This window comes from Leptolyngbya sp. ST-U4 (assembly GCF_039962215.1).
In the GTDB taxonomy this organism is placed as follows: Bacteria; Cyanobacteriota; Cyanobacteriia; order Elainellales; family Elainellaceae; genus Leptolyngbya_A.
Genome location: NZ_JAMPKZ010000010.1, coordinates 139,365 through 155,573, shown reverse-complemented (window position 1 = coordinate 155,573; position 16,209 = coordinate 139,365). Strand labels below are relative to the sequence as shown.

The 16,209-nt window shown below is 50.0% G+C and carries 16 protein-coding genes and 2 tRNA genes; 12 read left to right on the top strand and 6 right to left on the bottom strand.

From position 1 onward, the window contains the following. Positions 1-139: 139 nt before the first annotated feature. From NDA02_RS16265 to NDA02_RS16240, 6 genes are all read left to right on the top strand, one after another. Positions 140-1,309: a F420-0:Gamma-glutamyl ligase gene (locus NDA02_RS16265; RefSeq protein ID WP_347277876.1), complete on the top strand. Its 1,170-nt coding sequence runs from the start codon at positions 140-142 to the stop codon at positions 1,307-1,309. A gap of 33 nt (positions 1,310-1,342) precedes the next feature. Then, complete coding sequence (locus tag NDA02_RS16260; protein ID WP_190792104.1) at positions 1,343-2,536, top strand: GNAT family N-acetyltransferase; 1,194 nt, start codon at positions 1,343-1,345, stop codon at positions 2,534-2,536. A 66-nt stretch (positions 2,537-2,602) separates the two neighbouring features. Then, positions 2,603-3,067, top strand: coding sequence for a Holliday junction resolvase RuvX (ruvX, locus tag NDA02_RS16255; RefSeq protein WP_190790224.1), 465 nt, complete (start codon positions 2,603-2,605; stop codon positions 3,065-3,067). 140 nt (positions 3,068-3,207) lie between these two features. Beyond that, positions 3,208-3,792, top strand: coding sequence for a DUF3727 domain-containing protein (locus NDA02_RS16250; RefSeq protein ID WP_190790223.1), 585 nt, complete (start codon positions 3,208-3,210; stop codon positions 3,790-3,792). A 3-nt stretch (positions 3,793-3,795) separates the two neighbouring features. Next, positions 3,796-4,977 (top strand): endolytic transglycosylase MltG, encoded by a 1,182-nt coding sequence (gene mltG, locus NDA02_RS16245; protein ID WP_190790222.1) that lies wholly within the window; start codon positions 3,796-3,798, stop codon positions 4,975-4,977. 138 nt (positions 4,978-5,115) lie between these two features. Further along, positions 5,116-5,664, top strand: a complete 549-nt coding sequence (locus NDA02_RS16240; protein WP_190790221.1) for a YqeG family HAD IIIA-type phosphatase — start codon at positions 5,116-5,118, stop codon at positions 5,662-5,664. A gap of 230 nt (positions 5,665-5,894) precedes the next feature. Here the strand turns inward: NDA02_RS16240 and NDA02_RS16235 are convergent, their stop codons facing one another. After that, complete coding sequence (locus NDA02_RS16235) at positions 5,895-8,426, bottom strand: U32 family peptidase (protein WP_242067141.1); 2,532 nt, start codon at positions 8,424-8,426, stop codon at positions 5,895-5,897. A 210-nt stretch (positions 8,427-8,636) separates the two neighbouring features. Between NDA02_RS16235 and NDA02_RS16230 the strand changes: the two genes are divergently transcribed. The 3 genes from NDA02_RS16230 (at position 8,637) to NDA02_RS16220 (ending at position 9,254) form a co-directional block, all read left to right on the top strand. After that, positions 8,637-8,710: transfer RNA gene (locus NDA02_RS16230), tRNA-Ile, on the top strand. A 25-nt stretch (positions 8,711-8,735) separates the two neighbouring features. Then, positions 8,736-8,808, top strand: a tRNA-Ala gene (locus NDA02_RS16225). A 287-nt stretch (positions 8,809-9,095) separates the two neighbouring features. Continuing rightward, positions 9,096-9,254, top strand: a complete 159-nt coding sequence (locus NDA02_RS16220) for a hypothetical protein (protein WP_190790220.1) — start codon at positions 9,096-9,098, stop codon at positions 9,252-9,254. A 595-nt stretch (positions 9,255-9,849) separates the two neighbouring features. Here NDA02_RS16220 and NDA02_RS16215 read toward each other — a convergent pair. Both NDA02_RS16215 and NDA02_RS16210 read right to left on the bottom strand, forming a co-directional pair. Then, a complete protein-coding gene (locus NDA02_RS16215; protein ID WP_348255288.1) occupies positions 9,850-10,305 on the bottom strand; it encodes a hypothetical protein in 456 nt (151 codons plus the stop codon). Next, the gene (locus NDA02_RS16210) at positions 10,262-10,558 is read right to left on the bottom strand and encodes a hypothetical protein (protein WP_190794553.1); all 297 of its coding nucleotides are present in this window, start codon (positions 10,556-10,558) and stop codon (positions 10,262-10,264) included. Before NDA02_RS16210 ends, NDA02_RS16215 begins: the two co-directional genes overlap by 44 nt. A gap of 346 nt (positions 10,559-10,904) precedes the next feature. Between NDA02_RS16210 and NDA02_RS16205 the strand changes: the two genes are divergently transcribed. Then, positions 10,905-12,935, top strand: coding sequence for a hypothetical protein (locus tag NDA02_RS16205; RefSeq protein WP_190794552.1), 2,031 nt, complete (start codon positions 10,905-10,907; stop codon positions 12,933-12,935). Positions 12,936-13,059: 124 nt separating this feature from the next. Here NDA02_RS16205 and NDA02_RS16200 read toward each other — a convergent pair whose 3' ends face one another. Together NDA02_RS16200 and NDA02_RS16195 are read right to left on the bottom strand one after the other, a co-directional pair. Further along, a complete protein-coding gene (locus tag NDA02_RS16200; protein WP_190794551.1) occupies positions 13,060-13,293 on the bottom strand; it encodes a hypothetical protein in 234 nt (77 codons plus the stop codon). Between the two features lie 326 nt (positions 13,294-13,619). Beyond that, a complete protein-coding gene (locus NDA02_RS16195) occupies positions 13,620-13,946 on the bottom strand; it encodes a hypothetical protein (RefSeq protein ID WP_190794550.1) in 327 nt (108 codons plus the stop codon). Between the two features lie 299 nt (positions 13,947-14,245). On the opposite strand from NDA02_RS16195, the gene NDA02_RS16190 reads away from it, so the two are divergent. Continuing rightward, entirely contained in the window at positions 14,246-14,830 is a 585-nt protein-coding gene (locus NDA02_RS16190; RefSeq protein ID WP_190794557.1) for a J domain-containing protein, read from the top strand. Positions 14,831-14,833: 3 nt separating this feature from the next. Beyond that, positions 14,834-15,820 (top strand): hypothetical protein, encoded by a 987-nt coding sequence (locus tag NDA02_RS16185; RefSeq protein WP_190794549.1) that lies wholly within the window; start codon positions 14,834-14,836, stop codon positions 15,818-15,820. A gap of 91 nt (positions 15,821-15,911) precedes the next feature. On the opposite strand, the gene NDA02_RS16180 is transcribed toward NDA02_RS16185, so the two are convergent. Next, a complete protein-coding gene (locus NDA02_RS16180; protein ID WP_190794548.1) occupies positions 15,912-16,184 on the bottom strand; it encodes a hypothetical protein in 273 nt (90 codons plus the stop codon). Positions 16,185-16,209: the final 25 nt, after the last annotated feature.

The window sequence follows — 16,209 nt, the reverse complement described above, 5'->3', positions numbered from 1 at the left end:
GGCGAGTTAGGGAGTTGGGGGGATAAGGATTAATCAGGATTTTGGTGCGGCGTGAGAATTCGTGGTGGGATGTCCAAAGTCGATTAGACTGCATAATGAACATTTTTAAGCAATAGAAGCGGAATCAAATACTGTGTCGATCGCCGGAATGATTGGAGTTGGTCTTGCCGTCGTAGTCGGTTTAGTCCTGCTGGGGCTGATTGCGTTCGAGGCGAAATATCGTCAGCGTCCAGGCAACCGCTTAGAGGTGACTGCCGGGGAATGGAATTTGCCGATTTATGAGCCGGATCATTATTTGGCGATCGGCGAGATAGAGCTGATTAACCAGACCAAAACACTGGAAATCATGGTTCCGCAGCTCTGGGCGGAGGCAACCCTGCTCTCGAAGGGAAGCCTGGAAGGAATTACGACTGAAATTCGCGTGACGCCCCGCCATCCTGATGCCCCTGCCCGTCCAGATGGCTACTGGTTTGGTTATATTGTGAAGCGGAAGCCCACTAAGGCAGAAATTGCGATCGACCTTCGCGGTAAGAAATTAACTGAGCTTCAGTCGGTTTGGGTACGGGTTCACTACATTACCTACGGGCCTCAGGGACGGATTCCCAAAGTCAAACATATTATTGTGCCGCTCAGCTTCCCCAATGTCGATGAGCCGAGACGGTGGCGACCGACGACCCGCGCTGACGTTTTACCGATACGAACTCACCTGCTGACTCACCTGGATGATCCAGTGGAGATTGTGAAGCGGTACGTTATGCCTCATGCACAAGATGGCGACGTCGTCACGATCGGCGAAACGCCCGTTGCCCTCATGCAGGGTCGGTTCCGGCATCCCACCGAGATTAAACCGGGCTGGGGGGCGCGTCGCATCTGCTATTTCTTTATGCCTACCTCCAGTCTGGCAACCGCTTGCGGCATGCAAACCCTCGTAGATATTGTGGGACCGTGGCGCGTGCTGTTTGCCTTTATCGGCGGCTCGATCGCCAAAGCCGTCTTTAAAAAACCGGGAATGTTCTACCAATGGGCAGGGGAGCAAGCCCGTCTGATTGATGACGTGACCGGAACGCTGCCGCCCTACGATCAATTTATTGTGCTTGGACCCGATCGTCCGCAGCAGGTGGTAGAGCGAATCTACCAAGAAACTGGGCTTCAGGCGGCGATCGTAGACGTGAACGACTTGAAAGCAGTTAAGATATTGGCAATGACGCCTGGATTGTCAAGTGATCTGCTGAATCAGGCATTGCTCCACAATCCAGCCGGAAATGCTGACGAACAAACGCCGATCGTGCTAATTCGTCCAACAGGTTAATGCCCAAAAGCTAATCATGCTTCCCTGTGACCTATGACTTCTGCCCCTCCCCAAACTAACGTGACGATCCGTGCCTTTCAGTATCGCGATCTGGAAGCAATCACCCGGATGATGGGTGCTGCGGAAACGAACACAGCGACCTCGACTGAAGCAACGCAGCGATTGCAGCAGTTGTGGCGGTGGTATGGGCTGCTTAAATGCCTCAGTTTGTTCCCAAACCCGTTTCAGCATTCGATTTCGGCTTACGTCGCTGAGCAGGACGGGCAGCTATGCGGCATGGTGCAGGTGTCGCCCTTTAATCGGACCCGCAGTACGTGGAAAGTCGATCAGGTCTGGGTTGATCGATCGACCCTGGGCGGGCAAACCTTGGCAATGGATGTGGGCTCTCAGCTTTTACGCCACTGCTTTCAGACGATCTGGGAAGCGCGAACCTGGATCATTGAAGTCAATGTGAACGATAGCGAAACCCTTGCCCTATATCGACAAAATGGCTTTCAGACTCTGGCACACCTCACTTACTGGGAGCTTTCCCCAGAGCTCTTGCAGGCACTTGCAGAACGCAAGCACGATCTGCCCAATTTGCTTCCGGTAGGCAACGCCGATGCTACGCTGCTGCACCAGCTTGATACGGTTTCCATGCCGCCCTTGGTGCGCCAAGTGTTCGATCGCCACGTCACCGACTTCAAGAGCGGGCTAATGGGATCGATGCTGCGTCAGATGCACCACTGGATGCACCAGTCTGAGCAGGCGCGAGGTTATGTGTTTGAGTCTCAGCGCAAAGCGGCGATCGGCTATTACGAGCTTCAGCTTTGCCGTCACGGTCATCGTCCCCATGTAGCAGATATTACGGTTCATCCGGCGTACACCTGGCTCTATCCCGAACTGTTTGCTCAGATGGCAAGAGTGGTGCGCGACCTGCCCGTTCAAACAATGCGAGTTGCTTCGACTGACTATCAGCCAGAGCGGGAAGCCTTCCTGGAGCGCATTGGTGCAACCCGGATCGAGCATACGCTGATGATGTCGCGATCGGTCTGGCACAAGCTGCGAGAGTCTCGCTTCTCGCTAGAAGGACTCCAGCTCTCTGAAGTGCTGCAAGGATTCCAGCCTGCCCGTCAGCCCATTCCCGGTCGGTTTTCGCTGCTGGATTCGATCCGTCCTCAAGCATCCGAAAAATCTGACACACCGCCGCTTGATCCCGGGAACACGAACCCGCCTGAAAATTCCTGAATGTTTCTGAAAGTACCTCGAAGAACGCCTTTGCTTCCCTGATCCCTCTTTCCTCGGCTCCCTTTTATGCAGCGAATTTCCGCACTAGGGCTGGATCTGGGCAGAAAGCGAATCGGGGTTGCAGGCTGTGACGGAACTGGACTGATTGCAACCGGCTTGACCACGATCGATCGCCGCTCGTTTGCGGAGGATGTGGCACGGCTTCAAAAGCTGGTACTAGAGCGGGAGGTACAGCTTCTGATAATTGGCTTGCCTTACAATATGGACGGCAGCCTGGGAGCGCAGGCAAAGCAGGTGCAAAAATTCGCCGCTCGCCTCTCTGCTGCCCTCAATTTGCCCATTGAATTTGTCGATGAGCGTCTGACTTCAGTACAGGCAGAAGAGCTATTACGCGCCGAGCGACAAGATTTTTCTCGCAACAAAGGCTTGATCGATCGCAAAGCAGCGGCTATCATCCTGCAACAGTGGCTCGATATTCGCCGCAGCCAAAAAAGAAACTCCCTTAACTCCCTTGAATTGGATCAAGATTAAAAACCTTCGCATTTTTTCTGCTTTTATCTCTTGTTCAGGCAGAATTTGACGCAAGACCTAACCTCAGAAAGGTATAAGGAGAAGGGATAAAGAGTAGAAGTTAAGCAAACGCTCAAATTGGATTCAAATTGGAACTTGAAATGGACGATGTACCTACACTAAATCTACTGGATGAAGACGGACAGCCCGTACTTTGCTACGTCGAGCGATCGCTCAATGCAAAGGGCAAAGAGTATGTGCTGCTGCGTCCGGTAGATGCCCCCGTTGAAATTTTTGCCTGGGTGGGGGATGAGGAAGAAGAAGAAGACGAAATGCTGCTAGATGTGGACGATGCCGAGCTAGACGAAATCATGCCCACGGCAAAAGCAGTTTTAGCAGAGCAAGATTTAACCCTGCATCGGACTGCCCTGTCACTGATTGCAAGCGGTAATCTACCGGAGTTTAGTGAGGAAGACGTGATTACGCTGGATATTGAAGGCGATGAGGGTCAGGTCAACATGGAGCAGTTCCAGCAGCTTGCTTCGTTCTTCCATGAAGAGCAAGAGTATGTGGTCTGTACCCCGCTCGATCCTTTCCTGTTTATCGCTCGCCTCAACGCTGCCGGACAGCCTGAACTGCTGACCCCTGATGAACTGGTTGCGCTCCAGCAACTCGACGAATTCAAGGAGATGCAGCTTGAGCTGGAACAGCTTGCCGATGAATTTGACGATGAGGAGCTAAATTAACGCATGGTCAAGGCTTCCCGCATTCCTAGGGTGTTGTTCTACTTACTGCTATTGCCGATCGTTCTAGGAATTGGTGCATGGCAAGGATGGTCATGGTGGAGCTGGGCAAGTGCGCCCCCTGTCGGAACTCAGTCTGGAACTGCTGCGAAGCCTGACTCTAGTAAGCCCCAAACCGTTCAAATTCAAATTCCTGAAGGAACCTCAGCGCAACAAATCGGAGAAGACCTCCACGCTGCCGGGCTGATTCGATCGCTGACTGCCTGGAACCTCTGGTCACGATGGCTGAGCCAGCAGGACAAAACGGGCAGCTTCCAGGCTGGGACTTATGAGCTATCTACCGACCAGGCCATGACGGCGATCGCTGACCAGCTCTGGCGGGGCGATGTGGTGCAGAGCAGCTACACGATTCCCGAAGGCTGGTCAATACAGCAAATGGCAGCCTATTTTGAGGAGCAGGGTTATTTCTCAGCCCCGGCGTTTCTGGAAGCGGTCAAGCAAATTCCTCGCGATCGCTATCCCTGGCTGCCTGAAAATCTGCCTCATCTGGAGGGATTTCTATATCCCGATACCTATCAGTTTGGGGGGGATCTCACGCCTCAGCTTGTGATCGACCAGATGCTCGATCGCTTTCAGCAGGTCGGACTGCCGCTTTATGAGAAGGTACAGGGGCAAACCAAGTACAGCCTGCTAGAGTGGGTGACGCTTGCCAGCATTGTTGAAAGAGAAGCGGTGGTTAGCTCAGAACGCCCGACGATCGCTGGAGTGTTTGCCCGTCGCCTGCAGGAGGGAATGACGCTGGGAGCCGATCCCACCGTGGAATATGGGCTGGGCATTCGCCAGACTGCCGACCAGCCATTGACCCTCGATCAAGTCCGTACCCCTTCTCCTTACAATACCTATATCAATCCTGGCTTACCGCCGACGCCGATCGCTAGTCCGGGCGTTGCCAGTCTCGAAGTTTCCCTCAATCCACCGGATACTGAGTATCTGTACTTTGTTGCCCGCTACGACGGAACGCACGTCTTCAGCCGCACCCTAGCAGAACATGAAACAGCCCAGGCAGCAATTCACGATGGGCGAGAAAATCTTGCTCCGATGGCTTCACCCTCACCTGCAAATTCTGCTCCGGCGGCATTGTCTTCGCCTGCAAGTCGCCCTCAAACGAAGCCTCAAAGTAGCCCTTAGTCAAACTAGATTCCTGAGAGCGTTAGATTAAGAAAGGGAAGGATGAGAGAAATCCTGATTCTGTTGTTCTGGTCAGGCGTGCGCTAGATTGACTGAAGTGATTTGCATTGCTCTATTTTTGTTTCTGGAACCCGTACTATGTCCTGGGGTAAATTATTGCAGCCCGATTTAATTCTGGGCAATTCGATTCTGGCACTGACTCCTGAAGTGCTTCAGCGGCATCAGCTTCAAGGCTTAGTGCTGGATGTAGACGAAACCCTTGTCCCCATGAGTATGGCAGAAGCTTCAGATGAGCTGTGTCAGTGGGTGAATAGCATACGATCGGTTGCCTCGCTCTGGCTCGTGAGCAACAACCTGAGCGAAGCCCGAATTCGCCGCATTGGAGAATCACTCAATATTCCTTATATTCTGGGAGCCAGAAAACCGTCTCGTCGGAAGCTGCGGCAGGCAGTCACCGCGATGAATTTGCCGATCGAACAGGTGGCAATGGTGGGCGATCGGCTATTTACCGACGTGCTGGCAGGTAACCGCTTGGGAATGTTTACGATTTTGGTTGAGCCGATGGTGAACCCGATGAAGGCAGAACGGCGTTATCTGGTGCGAGATATGGAAGTTTGGTTCTCGCAATTGCTAGGCGTGTCGATTCATGAACTGCAACAAACCATGACTCATTCGGACAAGTCTTAATATTCCTTCGTTGATGCTAAAGAAAAAGTTAAGTCACCTATTATTTTTTTTGATCCCTGCTAATCTAGGAATAGCTCAAATGGGGTCAGCGAATATAAAGACCCTAACCCTTAAATCCCTGTAAATACTTTGATAGAACGACCAGTCTTTCTTACCGAAGGGCTGGTGTTCTACTTTCTGGCGTTTTTCTTTTAGCATTATTTACGCTATATCAAACGCTATTCAACACGCTATTCAAAAGGTCCACGAGTTACACCCAGGCGATTTTGCAGTTTAAGCTTGCGCCAGAGCTGTGCCCCGGTCATTTTGCCCTGAAGCAACTGCTGATAGCAGTCGATCGTCTGACGCACCTGATCCGGTGTTTCGTTCACAAACTCCAAGCGGAACGATCGCACCCCCAACCCGATCAAGCGCTGCATATATTCCGCTCCGGTTTGCGCTGTACCGTTAAACACCGTGTTGCGACAGCCTGCATCTGCCTGAAGCAAATGCTCTGTGCCCACGCGGTCGCGCAGCTTCACTTCTGCTTTTTCGCAGGGACGACCGCAGTTTGTAAAATCTGTTCCCTCAGAGAGAAAGGCGCAAAAGACGCAGTGTTCCATGTGAAACATCGGGATGTGCTGGTGAACCGTCACTTCCAGCCAGTTTGGCGGGCAAGTGTGAAGCAGGTCTTCGAGCTGTGAAATATTCAGGTCATAGGAAGCCGTTAGCCGTTCCAGACCGTATTGCATCCAGTAATCTGCCGTCAGCGCGTTCGCCACGTTGAGTGAGAAATCGCCAATCCGTCGCTGGTCGGCAAAATACTTCAGGTGGTCATAGTTTCGCACCAGATAGCCGTCTGCCTCAGACGATCGCACCTGCTGAAGAATCCAGTTTTCTCCCGGTTTTGTGATTCGCGGCGGCGCGACAAAAATCTGAGGCGGCAGGCGGTTTGCTGCTGGAGAGTCTGCGATTGGGAAACTCCGTACCATCTGCACTGCCTGACGATAGGCGTGGGGATCTTCCAGTTCGCAGTAAATTAGCTTGCTACCGGATTCCAAAACTGCCTCTAACTGCCCCAAACGACGCACCAGCGGAATCAGCGTTGGAGTCGTCACAGGCGTTGCGATCGGCTTTAGCAACAAATTAGACAACGTTTGATCAGCATTGAGCTGCCAACGATGGGGCTGGGTGCGCTGCTGTTCAAGCTGAGACACTATCTCGCGGCGCAGGCGGTTCAATTCGCTCATAGGCAGCATTAAATTGCCTTGGAGATAGCTCATCAGTTCGCCTAGACAGAACGGTGTATTGCCCAACCGCCCAAACTGCTCGCGTAGCCGATCGAGCGTCAACGGCTGTTTTTCCGCAGCGACGAGCAACATCGCAGACTCAACCTGCACAATCTGCCCCTGCTGATCACGAGCGATTACGGTCAACGAGCGACCCAGTTCCCCCTGCACTTCCAGATCGATCGATCGCTGAAATCGAGGCGTTTCTCCCGCATAGGTTTGGCGAAGCTGCCGATCGAGTTCCGGGTCGCTGGTTTTCCAAAGTCGATCGCCTGCATGAATTCGCCGCCAGTTCAAATCATTCCGCCCAAAGGTAAGAATGGCCTCTGCTCCGCGCTGCTCGACGGCATAGATGCGTCCGCCTTCTTCTTTTTGTTCCGGGTGTCCGCTATCAAAGACCACGCCATCTCCGGGCTTTACGGGAGCTTCTAGCGTCAGCATGATTTGCTCCGGGCGAATTTTTGTCACTTGTCCCAGATAAACGCCGCGCTTTTTGCCGAATCGAGCGTGAACGAGTTCTTGATTGTTAATGCCCTGCAGCCATCCGGTCGAAAGCCCACGTGAAAAAGACATTTCCAGGTTATAGCGATCGGAATCTGAATAGAAATTAGTCTGCGTTTCTGTAAGCGACTCCATGACGCGATCGAGTGCCTGTCGATAAGTGCGCGTCACGTTTGCCACATATTCAGGAGCTTTTAAGCGTCCTTCGATCTTTAGGCTGCTGATGCCTGCTTTCACCAGATCGGGCAGTACCTCCAGACCCGAAAGATCCTGCGGACTAAGCAAATATTTTCGATCGCCCAGATTCACCTGTTCTCCATCTGCAATCAGCTCGTAGGGCATCCGACAGGCTTGCGCGCACTCGCCCCGATTTGCCGATCGCCCACCCAAAGCCTCGCTGGTGAGGCATTGCCCTGAATAAGCAACGCAGAGTGCCCCATGCACAAACACTTCCAGCGGCAGGGAGATTTGCCTTTCGCCAAGCTGCTGCTGAATCTTGCGAATTTCCTTCAGCGAACATTCCCGCGCCAGTACCACCAGTTCGCAGCCCAGGTCTCTGGCAAACTCTACCCCGATCGCGGTTGTTACCGTCATCTGCGTCGAAGCATGAATCGGAAAATCGGGCGACAAATGGCGAATCAGCCGACAGATGCCCACATCCTGCACGATCGCTGCATCCACTCCTGCGGCAATAATGCTGCGAAGATACTGCTCTGCCTCGCGTAACTCCTGTGGAAAAATCAGCGTATTCAGCGTCACATAGCCCTTTACGCCGCGCCGATGCAAAAACGCCATCAGTTCTGGCAGATCTGCCTCGGTGAAGTTTTCTGCCCGCATTCGCGCATTAAACCGATCGAGCCCAAAATAAATTGCATCTGCGCCGTTTTCTACCGCAGCTTTGGCACATTCCCAGTTGCCTGCGGGAGCAAGAATTTCGGGTCGTCTGAACTGGGCAGGCGTGGGAGAAGTCAGGAATTGCAGGTCAGCCATCATAGCAATCGATCGCGCTTCGATGAGACAGGTCTTCTGCCATCATATCGAGTCAGTCTGCTCTGTGGTGACTGCTGGGTAGCGGCAGTTCGTTCTGAAGGGCTGGCATCAGTTCCAAACTATCTTGCAGGCAATGCTGAAGAAAATCGAAAAAAGGTCTTGTCAAATTCGGAAAGCTACTGCTATCTTTATAAAGGTGCTGAAGCCGGACGCGGGCTATTAGCTCAGGTGGTTAGAGCGCACCCCTGATAAGGGTGAGGTCCCTGGTTCGAGTCCAGGATGGCCCATACGGCGAGGCACTGTAAAACACAAGGGGGTTTAGCTCAGTTGGTAGAGCGCCTGCTTTGCAAGCAGGATGTCAGCGGTTCGAGTCCGCTAACCTCCATCGGTTCCAGGGTTTAAAACGAAGGGCTTCCCTAAATTTTCCCTAGATCACAATTAAATAAAAGCTGTCTATCTCAATCGGCGCAATTCTTTCAGCCTCTAGCCAAAGCGAGGTTGCATTTTGGTGAGCGTAATTTGCAATAAGTATTTATATAGATCAAACTGCGGACACCGTTTCAGGTGATACGTTTTGTCTTAGCTCCACGGCTAATATCTCTTGATTGGGGTGCGGCTAGAATTTAGGGGACGTTACACTCATGGCACTGCTCGATCGTGCCCTCCCTCCAAATGGCGCGTACTTGGACACCAGAAGATCGACAGAAACACTCTGAGTTAATGCGATCGAAACTACTTGCCCGTGAATGGGAGCCGTGGAAGCATACGGTCGATCGATCGCAGCAAATGCGCTGGCGGCTGCAAGGTGGGCATAGTCCCGATGCAAGCTAAATTCGGTAGATGATTATGGAGAATAAACGCAGATGCCCAGATAGACACTAGAAACTCGTCAGAAGCAAGCTGAGCTAATCCAACAAGTCAGACCTTGTAGCCAATCGACCGGACCAAAAACTTGCCAGGGCAAGCGGCGATCTCTGGTGGTGACGGTCTGAGCCGACTATCCCTATTAATCTCACTTAGTGATTGGGTGAAACCAAGCTGTATTCTTGGCACCATCGTATTCAGTTCTGATTTGGTTCTTGCAGCATGGGCAATCAATAGGTATGCCAGTGTGCGGAATATGAACATCCTTGCCACAGTAAGGGCAATTGTCTGCTAGGAATAAAACAAATTCTTTAAGGAAGGCAGCAAGTAATCCCAATATCAAGATAGAGACCAAAAAGATAGGTCCAACTCCACCATGAGTCAGCGCACCACTCAGGATGGTAATGACCCAAGCAACTCCAACGCCGATTCCTATCAAAACTCTAACAACCAAGTTTGCCCTTTCAACCTTGGCTTTAACAGGCTGAGGCTTTTGACTTGGCTTGTAAATTGGCTTATGAATTGGTGCATGATTTTGCTTAAGCGTGGTCTTGCCCGGCTTTCATTGAAAGCCACACTTGAGGCAGGTTAGCCGCATCTTGCCAGCGCCAATAAAGCCACCGGCTAAACCCAGTAGTCCCAGTAAGACTGCTCCTGCAATCGCTTTGCCGCCACTAAAGCCTTTCTTGTTCACCCCGATCTGAGTAGACGTGCAGCGAGGACAGCGCACAGGATCGTCCTCCGACTTCTGGGAATGCGGCATGACGCGATTAATCTGCTGAGTTTGGCTGCTTAATTCAATAGGAGGTGCAGCCAATGCGGATGCTGTTGGTGAAATTGGTGGTACTGGAGGAGCGAAGCCTAATTGAATCTCTTCAATCCAAACAGGTATGTCCTCGCCGATTTGTTGACCGCAAACCTTAACGGTTGTAATGCCCTGGGGTGCTAGCTTATTCAAACCTCGCGCAATGAAGCTAACAATCTTCTGCTGTTCCGGCGGCACCAGAAGCAGGGGCATAAAGCGGAGTGCCGCTGTCTGTTCCCAGGTCTGCTCCTTCGTGCATCTTCTCAACTCCGGTGATGGGGTGAGCTCGCATTCCGAAGTTAGAGGTCACTGGGATTCCTACCACTTCCCCACCGTCATAGATGCCGGGAAAATCCACATTCACGACTTGAGCAGGTGTGGAACTGCTATCACCCTTAAACGGGTTCACGCTGCCGATCGCGTCCGTGATGGCGTTCTTGAGAACGATCGCCGTACAGACCAACACAAATAACCCTGTACTGGTTAGCCCCTTGGAGCGTAAGCCATCTGTAAGGTTTGATGTCTGGATACCCCGCTGTTTGCGGCGGAGAACACCATTATCGTACTTTATAAGTCTGGTTCAGTTCCATTTCAGTTAACCAAGCTGCTAGCAAATGGCTCGAACCTATCTTGAATCAAGACATTAGAGCAATACATAGGTAATGAGCAGAGTTGGTTTTAACTCTGTTTACGCATCGTATATCAAATTATTCTCTACGGTTGAACTGCAAATCATGGCGGAATTAGAAAAAATAGAGAATCAAGTACAGACCCCATACAACTACCCATCCGAAGCCGATTACATACAAATCTTGGAACGATTTGCTCTCTATAGCGAGCGTGGCTGGAAGGGGAACTATCTCGGCGATCCTCAACTGGGTTACTTTGGCGATCCAGACAATGACGAGAGCGGGATGCGCTCAATGGGCAACTACATCTTCACGACCAGTTTGCTTGCCAGCGATCCAGCCTACAATCCTAATATCAGCGGTATCGAACAATCAGTCTTGCTCGATCGAGCCAAATGCTGTCTCAATTACATGACTCGCAGCCATGTGACAGGTGATATTCCCTGTGGCAATGGTCGCCAGTGGGGAAATGCATGGCAGTCAGCCTGGTGGACAACCAAGATGGCGTTGGGAGCGCAGTTAATCTGGCACACACTCAGCCAGGAGCAGCAAAGGGCAGTAGAACGAGTTGTAGTATTTGAGGCATCCCGGCATTTAGACCGCATCGTTCCCAGTGGGTTGGCGGAAGATACAAAAGCTGAGGAAAATGCTTGGGATACAGAAATTCTGGCAACCGCGATCGCTCTATTTCCGCAGCATCAGCAGTGCGAAGGGTGGCGAGAAAAGCTGATTGAATTTAGCCTTAATACCCTTTCGGTTGCTCAGGATCATCACTCTCAGGTGTGGGTTGATGGTAAACAACTGAAAGAGCAGGTCTACACCGTTAACATTTATTCAGACTATACTCTGGAAAATCACGGAGCCTACCATTTTTGTTACGTTGCTAGTCCCCTTGTGTCTGTTACCTGGAGTTACTATGCTCTACTAAGCACAGGACAGCCGATTCCAGAAGCACTGTTTCACCACGTTAAAGATCTGTGGAATCGAGTTAAAACCACTTTTCTAGACAATCGCTTTGCTTACATCGGTGGAAAAGACTGGGCTCGATATACCTACGGACTTTACTTCATCGTGCCGGTGCTGGTCTTATTGCAGAACAAGTATGAAGACACAGATGCTCGGACGATCGAAGTCTCCCGTATCTGCACCTTGGCAAGTGAACAACAAGACAACCAGGATGGCAGTTTTTTTGGTCAACGAGTCACCCGCAACCGATTGTTCGGTCAGAGCGCGAAGTACGAAACTGATTGTTATGCCGATTTAGGGCTTGCTTACTTGCTGCACCGCCGGTTACAGACCACTAAGCAGATCACTCCGCCCCAGGAATTTGCTCAACGGATTAGTGGTCGCACGATGGGACAGGAAGCTAGTATTTGCTGGGTGAGAACCCCAGAATTGTTTGCATCGTTTTCCTGGCGAACACTAACTGATCCTTTTCCAATTGCGCTATTTATTCCCAGCGGTATGGACAACGCCGCAGAATGGACAGCTAACAATCTGCTAGGCAGAGTTACTGTTTTGGGAATACAAAGTGCAGTCTCCATTCGTTCGATGCAAGCAACAGGTGACGGCTTTATTGTTAAGGGAACGATTTCATATCGTTCTAGACAACGAGAAGCCTTTGTACATGAGTTGTCCTATGAGGTGAGACCAGGGCAAAAACTGGCAATTGTAGAAAGCCGCTTTATTGCCCGCAGTAAGATTATGGTAATCGCACAGGAAGGTCTAAGATTGGCGATAGCCAACGATCGCTTCAATGACTACGAGCGCCATTTCAAATGGGATACTGGCAGTGCTACGATTAGCTTCGATCCCACGACTCAAGCTCAGAATCATCAGAATCAACTTAAATCTGGTTTATTGGCTCGCTTGCAGCGCAAGGCGGTCAAATTACTTAACCTGAGAGTGGTGAATTGGCAAATGGGACAGAATTGGGTGAATGTAGATGACAAGTTGGGAATTGTTCAGCTTCATAATTATCAGCATCAGACCCAATGTGAATGGTTCAATCTAAGGCAAGAACTCGATCGCAACACTCCCAATAGCTGCCTTCACTATGATATCCTCAACTACCCCAGACCTACTTTGCGTCCCCAAATCAGGCAATCAAACGAGGTTTTGCTGCACACTAAGTTTTTGGTTGTAGCAGGGACTGCCGCAGAAACCGAAGGGATTGCTCATTCTTCCTCGATTGATCGAGTACGCATTGATTAACGATGATCATTAGGGCGGGTTTTAAAGGTCTTGCCGCCCCCCGATGAATTGCTCTACAGTTTCTGATCGAAATAATGTAGCCCACTCCAGTCGCTTCTCTGATTGTGCGATTGATATCGCTAACTCACTCCGATCGTTGATCATTGCTAAGCTGGTGTGCTTCCAGTTCAGCCCGTCTAAACCCATCAAAGCAGGCAGGAATGCCCAGACTAATATCTTGCTGCTTCTTGCCAATCCCATTTTTTGCGCGCAATGTCGCCCGAAGGTGAAGGGCTTTGCCGCGAATGCCAACACGGACAGGAATCGCGGCAGCTTTCAGCCGTTGATTAATTTGGGCGATTGCTTCCCTCTCATGCACTTCCCTAAATTTTCCCTAAAAAGTGCAGCAACAGTAGGCATTTTACGACAGTTTGAGACGATCAAATGCCAAGCAGAAAAGTGGCTGAAGCCTCGTGTTTCATAGATTTGAGCAATTTTTGAGCCCAAAGAGCGTCTGCTTTGTAAGCAGGATGTCAGCGGTTCGAGTCCGTTAACCTCCATTCAACAAACTGAATTTGCAATACAATGCTTTTCTTCATTTGAGGAAGTGACTGCTGTTGTAGTGCAAACTCGTAAAGCGATTACTGTTGGTTAAGCCGATTGCCAATCGCTAATTCGTGTTTAAAGGGGCAGTCCTTCAGGAAGTCACACGCTGAAAAGGCTATATCCTAGAGCGATTAGACCGATTAAGCTCACTAAGCCCAATCCCTGACGGAAATAGTTAACACCTGAGAAGAGTTCCAGCCATGCCCAGCTGTATAAAGTGCCAAACCCGACTAAGCCTGACAGAATTCCAATCGTGCCATTTGGAGCCACAAAATGGAGCAACGTGGCTGCTGTTCCAACGAGGATTGGCAGGTTGGGCGGCTGAATAATCACAATGTTACCGTTACTGTCGCGAAAGATGCGATCGAACAGCGATCGTTCATTTGCCTGAGCGGACTCGAAATCGCGATTGAATTGAGATGACATTGGCTTTGCTAAGAAACGACTAGATATGATGTTAGTGCGGTCTCATCAGGCAGAACCTATATCAGACGTTAGATTAGCGTTTGTCCGCAGGTGTAGTCACTGAGGCGTTAAGCCCCGTAGTCGCATTTGAAAAACTTTGCTGATATAAGGCTGGGACGATCGCAACTTGTCTTTTGTCCTGCATTACAAATTTCTTTGGCTCTTGTTCCCCCTGATCTTCGTTGGGCATTCTGTAGATAGGGTTAGACAGAGCAATTTCCTAAACCATGCCTAAAACTGCTGCTAAAGCCAAGTCAGCGATGCCTAAAACTGCAAAGCCAGCCAAACCAAAAACACCTGCCCCCCTCAACTCGCTCCTACAAAACGAGATCGCTCGGCTCTCAGAAATACATGGAATAAACACCTCTGCTTTAGAGGAATTTGCTCAGTTTGTAATTACCAATCACAAAGTAGTAATTAAGCCGCCAAAAGTTAAACCACTCAGTTTAGCGCAACTTAAGGCAGCCATTTATCAGCATTTCTCGGTCAAGAATACAACTGAGCTGAAAAAATCTGGTGCATTTAAGATGGCAACCGATGGCATGGATGGGCTGAATTTGAGTGTCAAGGAAGGTTGGAAAAAACTCTATCGTAAGTTCATTGGAATTCTGCCAGAAGAGGAGAATCAACAGGGATACGGCTGTATTAATGGCATTAATATTTTCAATTACTTCAAGCCGTGGCAGGTCTTTGGTCTCGATCCTCAAACTGCAACACAACAAGACATTAGAAACGCTTACCATCGCTTGAGCAAGATTTACCATCCTGATGCTCCTGAGACGAGCGATGCGGTCATATTTGACTGTCTCACCATCATGTACAAGAGCATCAGCGCAGAGGCGTGAATCATGGCTACCAAGAAGACAGGGTTTACGATCCGCGAAGCTGAACTCGCTACTGCTCTAGAAATTACACATCAGAAACTAGACGAGATTGTTACCTTCTTCGATGCTGATTCAAGCGATCAATGGGAACTGCGCGAGAATGAGCATTTTATCTATCTCAACAAGACTTTAGGGGAACGGCTCTTCTCTGAGCAGGGAGCTTATGCGATCGCGAAATACATGGATGAGAAGACACCGAAAAGTATTTGGGCACTCATTACAGAATTTATTACGAGACATAAAGAAAAGATTCGCAATGCCTTTATTAGCCGAAAAATTCAGGAAAACTGTAGTTCACTCACAATTAGAAATAGCCGTCACTTTCTCTCAAAAAAAGATGTTGTAAGTATTCTTTGCACCAGTCCAGCACGTCTGAACAAAGCATTCGATGACATTCAAAAATCGTATGATCCCATGAAGATCTACGAAGATTTTGACGATATTGATAGCGTTCGGTATTATTCGCTATCCGGCTTCTACAAACTATCTCAAAATCTTGCTAAAACTTTGAGGGTTAAAGATCGACAAGGTTGGTGTGGGGCGATCGAGATTGTAGGCAGGAGAACCTTCAAACTCATCATTGATGCACAGGCAGCACAGCAGAAAAAAATTGATGCTGCTATGGAAGTTGCTAAAAAGCGAGATGGTAAACGTTGTCAAATTACTGGAAAAGCTTACGGAAAGCATAGCAAAAACGTCCAAATTGTCGCGCATCATATTTTTTCAAAGGAGCACTATCCTCATCTTGCGGCTTGTGTAGATAATCTCATTGCCCTGACTCAAGAAGTACATCAGGACTTTCACACGTGGAATGGTGGTTCTCGAAAACCTTGCACTGTTGATCATCTGATTCAATTTGTTAGCGAACTATATCCTGACAACTACGAAGTCGTTCTGCGACTTAATCAGGTCAAACAAATACTAGATCCACCATCTAGCAAGGCAGCTTAATCTACCAATCTGCGGCTGCTCAAAACCTTGGCATTGCAAAGGCAATTTGCAGCCACAAAATCCTACCATTGAATCCGAAAGACGATCGCCCCTACGAGAAAATGCGCTGGGCGGTGGGCGGATACCAGCGTTTGTATAGGCGCATCAGTTCGCCCGGAAGTGGTTGAATTGGGGGTGCGTTTTCGCGGATGTTGAGTGATGGACTCCAGGCATAGCTATCGCAGAAGCCTTTTCGTTCTAGTTCAATCACACACTGATCCACAGCATGGGGATTGCCCAGCAGCACAATTTTCACCGCCTGTCGCTCAAATCGCTCATGCAGAAGCCAACCGACAACCGTTTGCGGCTCGATAAGGTAAGCCATATTCAAGATCTCCTAGGGTAAGAAC

Coding starts and splice junctions, on each gene's coding strand:
- NDA02_RS16190 (WP_190794557.1), top strand. CDS start 14,246: ATGCCTAAAACTGCAAAGCCAGCCAAACCAAAAACACCTGCCCCCCTC.
- NDA02_RS16235 (WP_242067141.1), bottom strand. CDS start 8,426: ATGATGGCTGACCTGCAATTCCTGACTTCTCCCACGCCTGCCCAGTTC.
- NDA02_RS16260 (WP_190792104.1), top strand. CDS start 1,343: ATGACTTCTGCCCCTCCCCAAACTAACGTGACGATCCGTGCCTTTCAG.
- NDA02_RS16220 (WP_190790220.1), top strand. CDS start 9,096: ATGGCGCGTACTTGGACACCAGAAGATCGACAGAAACACTCTGAGTTA.
- NDA02_RS16185 (WP_190794549.1), top strand. CDS start 14,834: ATGGCTACCAAGAAGACAGGGTTTACGATCCGCGAAGCTGAACTCGCT.
- NDA02_RS16240 (WP_190790221.1), top strand. CDS start 5,116: ATGTCCTGGGGTAAATTATTGCAGCCCGATTTAATTCTGGGCAATTCG.
- NDA02_RS16250 (WP_190790223.1), top strand. CDS start 3,208: ATGGACGATGTACCTACACTAAATCTACTGGATGAAGACGGACAGCCC.
- NDA02_RS16215 (WP_348255288.1), bottom strand. CDS start 10,305: ATGCCCCTGCTTCTGGTGCCGCCGGAACAGCAGAAGATTGTTAGCTTC.
- NDA02_RS16180 (WP_190794548.1), bottom strand. CDS start 16,184: ATGGCTTACCTTATCGAGCCGCAAACGGTTGTCGGTTGGCTTCTGCAT.
- NDA02_RS16195 (WP_190794550.1), bottom strand. CDS start 13,946: ATGTCATCTCAATTCAATCGCGATTTCGAGTCCGCTCAGGCAAATGAA.
- mltG (WP_190790222.1), top strand. CDS start 3,796: ATGGTCAAGGCTTCCCGCATTCCTAGGGTGTTGTTCTACTTACTGCTA.
- ruvX (WP_190790224.1), top strand. CDS start 2,603: ATGCAGCGAATTTCCGCACTAGGGCTGGATCTGGGCAGAAAGCGAATC.